Source organism: Streptomyces sp. SID3343 (assembly GCF_009865215.1).
Lineage (GTDB): Bacteria > Actinomycetota > Actinomycetes > Streptomycetales > Streptomycetaceae > Embleya.
In genome coordinates this window covers 1-7,258 of the sequence record NZ_WWJX01001250.1, presented here as the reverse complement: position 1 = coordinate 7,258, position 7,258 = coordinate 1, and the positions used below count along the sequence as shown (strand labels likewise).

The following is a 7,258-nucleotide window of genomic DNA, read 5'->3' as shown; positions in this document are numbered from 1 at the left end:
CTATACACAATGGGCGGCGAAATGAGCGAGGAAGTGGATGCGAATGCTCGAAACACCGCTGCCAAGCCCCGGAAAACATGTCTCGTTCGAGAACCGATGGAAGAAGCGGATCACCGTCGTCGGCGCCGGTATATCCGGTCTCGTGGCCGCGTACGAACTCGAACGTCTGGGCCACAGCGTCGAGGTGTTGGAAGGGCGATTGGAACTCGGTGGCAGGATCCGCACCCACCGATTCCTGCCCGGCCGGCCGGGCCCGTGCGTCGAACTCGGTGCCATGCGGGTGCCGATCACCCATCACCGGACCATGCGATACATCCGCGAACTCGGCCTCACGAGTCGAGTCCGCGAGTTCAGGACGCTGTTCGAGGACGACAACGCGTATCTGCGAACCGGATCCGGCCATCAGCGCGTCGGGGACGCCGCGCCCGCGCTGGTCTCGGACCTGCGCTCGCGCTTGTCGGGCGGCGACTACGACGACGCGACGGTGCTTTTCGGCGCCTGGCTGGGTGTGCGGGTCAACGCCATCGCGCCCGGCGCGTTTCGGGCCGGCATCGGTGACGGGCTCGATCGGGAGATCCTCGCGCTGGTCGAGGGCATCGACGTCGCGCCGTACGTGTACGGCCCCCGCCGGGACCGGATCGACCTGCACTCCCTGTTCGCCGACCATCCGCAGATCCAGGCCGGCTGCACCGGGCGGCTGTACCGCTTCGTCGAGGACATCGTCAACGAGACCAGTGCCCGCCTGATCTGCCTGCGCGGTGGGATGGACCAGCTCGTGCACCAACTGCGCGACCGGATCCGCGGGCCGATCCGCCGCGGTCAGGAAGTGGTGGGGATCGAGGTGCGCGACCGTGAGGTCGCCCTGCGGATCCGCCGCGGTTTCGGAACGATCACCAAGAGCTGCGACTACGTGCTGTGCACCGTGCCGTTCACCGTGCTGCGGACCATGGACCTGGTGGGCTTCGACGACGAGAAGTCGGCGATCGTGCACGACATGAAGTACTGGTCCGCCACCAAGGTCGCGCTGCACTGCCGCACCGCCTTCTGGGAGAAGGAAGGCATCACCGGCGGAGCCTCCTTCACCGGCGGACTGATCCGGCAGACCTACTACCCCGCGGCCGAAGGCGATCCCCGCCTGGGCGCGGCCCTGCTCGCCAGCTACACGATCGGCGACGACGCCGACGTCCTGGGCCGGCTCGGGCGGTCCGCGCGGCTGGGCGTGGTGCTGAACGAACTGGCGGCGGTACACCCGCAGTTGCGCAAGTCGGGGATGATCATGGGGGTCGCGGACCAGGTGTGGGGCGACGCGCCGTCGAGTCTGGGGGCGGCGGCCGTCCGTTGGGGCAAGGACATCTCGACCTGCGAGAGCGAACGGCGCTCGGCGGCCCGCCCGCAGGGACGGCTGTTCTTCGCCGGCGAACACTGCTCCACGTATCCCGCCTGGATCGAGGGCGCCATCGAGTCGGCCGACAACGCGGTTCGAGCGATCGCTTTCCACGAACCGGGCCCGGACGCGTCGGCCGTCGCCGAGGAGTGCGCCGCCGTGTCGGAGAAACCGGCATGAGCGTCTTCGATCTCCCTCGTCTGCACTTCGCCGGAACCGCCACCACACACCTGCCCACCGGCCCGCGCAGCGGCCTGGTGGACCTCGCCGGCAACATCGCCCTGACCCCCGACGGCCGGCCTTTCCCCACGGACCGACCGGCGAGCGAGTATCACGAGATCCTGCACGCCATGGGGCCGGACGCCGGCGCGGGCACGACCTTCGGCGGCAGCGGCCACTTCGGCGTCGAGGCCTTCGTGGTCGGCGCGGAACGCTTACCGGGGACGGTGATCACCGACGATCCCGTGGTCGGCCGCAGCGTCGACATGTGGGGCCACTACAACGAGTACTTCGCCACCACGGCCAACCGGGCCAGGGTGTTCGACGTCGATCCGTCCTCGAACTGGACCACGACCTTGATGATCGGCCGGTTCGGCTTCGGCCGACACGGGCGATCGCACGACGTCGGCTACGCGTTCACCGGTGATGTCGAGGGGTTCCAGCCGCCGCGGTGGCAGGTCTTCGACGCCGCGCGGCCCGACACCGACACGGTGACGGCCTCGCGCCTGCCGGTGTCGACCGTGCACCAGTTCGTCGTCGCCGGCGACGAGGCCATGCACTGGCTGGAGGAGCGGCCCGGCTCGCCCGCCGTGGCCCACCTGCGCGATGTGGTGGCGAGCGCGGGAACGGACGGCCTCGTCGTCCAGTTCGCGCTGTACCGGGGCTCGACGCCGCCCCCTCCCGAAGCACCCACGCCCTGGCGACTTCGCGGCACCGTCGCGCCGTGGCGCGAGGCGGAACCCCGCTCCTACCCCGCCGGACGGCTGCTCACCGCACCGGGGCCGGCCGACGCCCACCCCCACCCGATCCCGCGCCGACTCACCGTCGACGTGAGCCCCACCCACGTCACCTTCAACCTGATCGCCGGGTCGGTGGGAGCAGCCGACCACGGCGACACCGAAGGCGAAGCGTGGGAACTGCGCACGACCCCCGGCGATCGTCTGATCGCCGAACTCCCCGGCGGCGCGGGCGCCGACGCGACGGCGCCCGACGGCGGCGTGGTGGCGGTGCCCCGCCCACCCGGATCGGACACCGCCGAGCACGAGGCGTTGTGCCTGGTGCGGCGACGCGGCGACGGCACCCGGATCCCGGTGTTGCGCGAGCAGGAGATCAACGTTCAGGCGGACGACGCGTGTGTGATCCTGGAGCACCCCGACGGAGAGCACGACGAGTCCCAAGACGTACGGGTGGTGATCCGCTCCCTGGTCCGCGGGCGTCCCGGCCCCGTCGACGCCGTCCGGGTCCGACAGTTCTACAACCCGCGCGCCCTACCCGGTGACGACGCGGCTTCCTCGCCGCACGCGCGCGGCACCGATGTCGTCGTCGTGCAGGTGCGCCCCGACGGCGCCGGCCCGCGGGGGGCCGCAGTCGCGTGGGGACCCGAGTGCGCCGTGCGTACCGACGGCCGAGGTCGAGGCGCCTTCGTCGTGCGCGGCGCCCGACCCGGCTGCGCCCGCATCCTGCTGTCGCCGCCCGGGATCGATCCGCCCGTCGATCCGTCGCTGCCCGGATCCGCCGGTGCGGGCTACGACAACGAGGACCGGCTCGGCTATTGGGCAGGCACCGGACACGTGTCGGTGCGCGTACTGCCCGACGACCGACACCTCGACGCCGTACCGCACGAGCGGGTGACGTTCGACCTCGTCTACGCGGAGGTCTTCGCCTTCTACGAACTCGCGTTCTCGTTCATGCGGGACGAGGTCTTCAGCATGGCGGACCGATTCCGGGTGGACACCTACGCCCGGCTCATCTGGCAGATGTGCGACCCGAGGAACAAGGCGAAGACGTACTACATGCCGCCCACCCGCGACCTCTCCGGGCCCAAGGCCCGGATGCTGCTGGCCTACCTGCGGGAGCGGAGCACCCCCGACGACGTGCTCACCGTCGGGGCGGCCCCGGCGCGCACCACCCCGGGCATCCGCACGCGCGAGGATCTTGTGTCGACGCTGCGGCACGCCGCCATGATCGAACTCGCCGTCACCCTCCAATACCTGTACGCCGCCTACTCGTTGCCGCTGCACGGCGCCGGCCTCGAATACGTGCGGCGAGGGGCCTGGACGCCCGAGCGGCTCGCGACGGTCTGCGGTGACGGTGGGGAAACCCTCGACGACGGCATCCGCAGCACGCTGTTGCGAGTGGCCCGCGAGGAGATGATCCATTTCCTCGTCGTCAACAACATCCTCATGGCGCTCGGCGAGCCGTTCCACTTCCCCGCGATCGACTTCGCCGACCTCGACCGGGAACTGCGGGTCCCCCTCGACTTCTCCCTCGAAGCCCTCGACGTCGGCAGCGTGCAACGTTTCATCGCCATCGAGCGACCCGGCCGGCTCCTCGACGGCGTCGGCTACGGCGACCTCGGCGGCGCGAGCGCGAGCCGCCCCGGCCACCCGTACGCCTCGCTGAGCGAGATGTACGCCGATGTCCGGGACGCACTCGCCCGAATCCCGAACCTGTTCCTGGTGGACCGGGGGCGAGGCGGCGGCGAACACCACGTATTCCTGCGGGAGTCGGTCGACACCGTGCACCCCGACTACCAACTGGAGGTCGACGACGTCTCCAGCGCCCAGTTCGCGATCGACGTCATCAGCGAACAGGGCGAAGGCCGGGCCCCGTCCCCGACGACGACGCCGCCCGGCGCCGAGGAGTCGCACCACGACGCCTTCGTGCGGATGTCCGACCTGCTGATGACCATGCGCCTGAACCGACCCGCCGGCCACCGGCCCGCCCCCGACCTCGCCTACCCGGTGCTGCGCAACCCGACCCTGGCCCAAGGCAACGGCAACCGACAGGTCGTCGTCGCGCCGACGGCCCGGGAGGTGGCCCGACTGTGCAACGGGTCCTATCGCATGATGGCCAAACTCATGGTCCAGCACTTCGGCGAGAGCCCGGACGCGAGCCTGCGGCGATCGGAACTGATGAACGGCTCGATCGACGTCATGAACGGTGTGCTCCAGCCGCTGGCCGAGCTCTTGGCGGTGCTGCCGTCGGGGGTTCCGGGCAGAACCGCGGGAGCGCCGTTCGACCTCGGCGAGACACCGCAGGCCGTCGCCCGTCCGGACGTCGCCCGGCGCGCGTTCGCCGTGCAGTTCACCGAACTCGCGCAGGCCGCCCGACGGCAACCGCTCGTCCCGGACCGGGTGGGCGAGACGCTCGCGTTCCTGGCCGACCGGTTCCGGAGGTACTGAACCACAAACCACACGCTCCACCGTGACCGAGGCGATCCCTCCGCAACCGACTCGATCCGCAGTGACAGACCCGTGTCGCAGTGACAGACCTGCTGCACAGTGACAGGAAGGTGAGACCGATGAATCCCGTACGGCACACCGACGTACTCGTCGTCGGCGGCGGCCCGGTCGGCATGGCGCTGGCCCTGGACCTTCGATCGCGAGGCGTGGACCACATCGTCATCGAGGCCGGCGACGGATCGGTGTCCCACCCCAAGGTGAGCAACATCGGCCCCAGGTCCATGGAGTTCTTCCGCCGGTGGGGTGTCGCGAACCGGATCCGCCAGGCGGGCTGGCCCCGCGACCATACGCTCGACAGCGTGTGGGTCACCCGGGTCGGGGCGCACGAGGTGTACCGATTGCCCGTCGGCACCAGTGAGACCCGGCGGCCCTTCACCCACACGCCGGAACCCGACGAGATCTGCCCGCAACACTGGCTCGCCCCGCTGCTCGCCGACGCGGTGGGCCGGGCCCCGGACGCCGGCCCGCTGCACCTGGGTCACCGACTCGACGGCTTCCGGCAGGACGCCGACGGGGTCGTCGCCGAGATCACCGACCAGGCGAGCGGGGCCGCGACCACCGTCCGGGCTCGCTATCTCGTGGGGTCCGACGGCGCTTCGTCGTCCATTCGCAAGTCGTGCGACATCACCGCCCCCGCGCGCCACCCCACCCAGGTGTTCCGCAACATCCTGTTCCGGGCGCCCGATCTCGGCCGCCGCCTCGGCACGGGTCTCGCGCTGTTCTACTTCCTCCTGCTGTCCGACTCGCTGCGCTTTCCGATGCGGGCGATGGACGGCCGAGGACTGTTCCGGCTGTCGGTCCGTCTCGACGGCGGCCCGGAGGCGGCGCAACCCGCGCAGACCCTGATCGAACGGGCGCTCGCCGTCGACACACCGATCGAGGTGCTGTCGGATCACCGCTGGCACCTGACGCATCGGGTGGCGGAGGAGTTTCGCGACGGGCGGGTCTTCCTCGTCGGCGACGCCGCGCACACCCTGTCCCCGTCAGGCGGATTCGGCATGAACACCGGCATCGCCGGCGCCGCCGACCTGGGCTGGAAGCTCGCCGCCGAACTCGCCGGCTGGGCGGGCCCGGCGCTCCTCGACACCTACCGCGCTGAACGGCGGCCCGTCGCCGAACAGGCCGTCGAAGAGGCCAACCGCAACCTCGTGCGCACGATGAGCCGGTCCATCCCCGACGACCTGCACGAGGACACACCGGCGGGTGAACGGGCCCGGGTCGCGATGGCCGATCGACTCGAACGCAGCGGAATCCGACGCGAGTTCGACGCGCCGATGATCCACATGGGATACCGATACACCTCACCCGTCATCGTCCCCGAGACCTGCCCGCCGCTCACCGACGAGAGCGAGCAACGGCCCAACAGCAAACCCGGATCCCGTGCCCCGCACGCTTGGCTTCGGCCGGGAGTCTCGACCCTCGACCTGTTCGGCGACGGCTTTCGACTGCTGTGCTTCGCCGAACCGGGGGGAACGCCCGCCGACGCGCGCTGCGACGGGTACGAACGGGCCTTCGCCGAACGGCGAGTGCCCCTGGGCGTCACCGTGTGCCGTGACCCCGAGGTGGCCGCCGTCTACCGACGCCCCTTCGTCCTGGTCCGGCCGGACGGACACGTGGCGTGGCGTGGCGACGAACTGCCGGCCGACCCCGGCGCCCTCGCGGACACGGTGCGCGGGGCGCTGTGAGCCCTTCGGGGCGGCCGCGAAACCATCCGAAAGGCAGGAACCCACCATGAAACCCGACGAACTGCCGCCGTTCGGCCTACGCGGCTGGGCCGCCGAAGACCTCGCCGATCCGTACCCCGTCTACCGGCGCTACCGGGAGCGTTCCTCCGTGCACCGCGTGCCGGGGCCGCCGGGCGAGCCCGACACGCACTACGTCTTCGGCTACGACGACGTCGTCACGGTATTGACCGGATCGGGGTTCGGGCGCAGCGCGGAGGTCGCGTCGAGCATCGCGGCGACCGGCGGGGCGAACACCGCGCCGCCCTCGGCGCCGGTGCCGGCGGGCCCCCATCACGCCCTCCGGACCATGATCCAAAACTGGCTCGTGTTCCTGGACCCGCCCCGGCACACCACGCTGCGGTCGCTGCTGAGCCGGGAGTTCACCCCCAGGGTGGTGCTCGGCCTGCGCGAGCGGATGAAGGAGATCGCCGACGAACTGCTCGCGGACCTGCGGGGCAGGGAAGTCGTCGACCTGGTGGAGGAGTTCGCCGCGCCGTATCCGGTCATGGTGATCTGCGAACTGCTCGGGGTGCCGCGGTGTCACCGCGACTGGTTGCGCGAACGCTCGGTCCGGCTCCAGGAGGCGAGCAGTTCGCGCGCCGCCGGCAGCGGCGGTCCGGGCCGCACGCGCGCCGACACCGCGGCCCGCGAACTCGGGGCGTTCTTCCGCGAACAGGCCGCCTGGT

Annotated in this window: 3 protein-coding genes and 1 pseudogene; all 4 read left to right on the top strand. The window is 70.9% G+C overall.

The annotated features are described in order from the left end of the window. Nucleotides 1-37: 37 nt before the first annotated feature. Complete coding sequence (locus GT354_RS39080) at nt 38-1,564, top strand: NAD(P)/FAD-dependent oxidoreductase (RefSeq protein WP_237535045.1); 1,527 nt, start codon at nt 38-40, stop codon at nt 1,562-1,564. After that, a complete protein-coding gene (locus GT354_RS39075) occupies nt 1,561-4,788 on the top strand; it encodes a ferritin-like domain-containing protein (RefSeq protein WP_161361111.1) in 3,228 nt (1,075 codons plus the stop codon). The genes GT354_RS39080 and GT354_RS39075 overlap by 4 nt, the downstream gene beginning before the upstream one ends. 119 nt (nt 4,789-4,907) lie before the next feature. Beyond that, a complete protein-coding gene (locus tag GT354_RS39070; protein WP_161361110.1) occupies nt 4,908-6,533 on the top strand; it encodes an FAD-dependent monooxygenase in 1,626 nt (541 codons plus the stop codon). 46 nt (nt 6,534-6,579) lie between these two features. Beyond that, nucleotides 6,580-7,258, top strand: a pseudogene (locus GT354_RS39065) (cytochrome P450); the annotation flags it as partial.

Coding starts and splice junctions, on each gene's coding strand:
- GT354_RS39080 (WP_237535045.1), top strand. CDS start 38: ATGCGAATGCTCGAAACACCGCTGCCAAGCCCCGGAAAACATGTCTCG.
- GT354_RS39075 (WP_161361111.1), top strand. CDS start 1,561: ATGAGCGTCTTCGATCTCCCTCGTCTGCACTTCGCCGGAACCGCCACC.
- GT354_RS39070 (WP_161361110.1), top strand. CDS start 4,908: ATGAATCCCGTACGGCACACCGACGTACTCGTCGTCGGCGGCGGCCCG.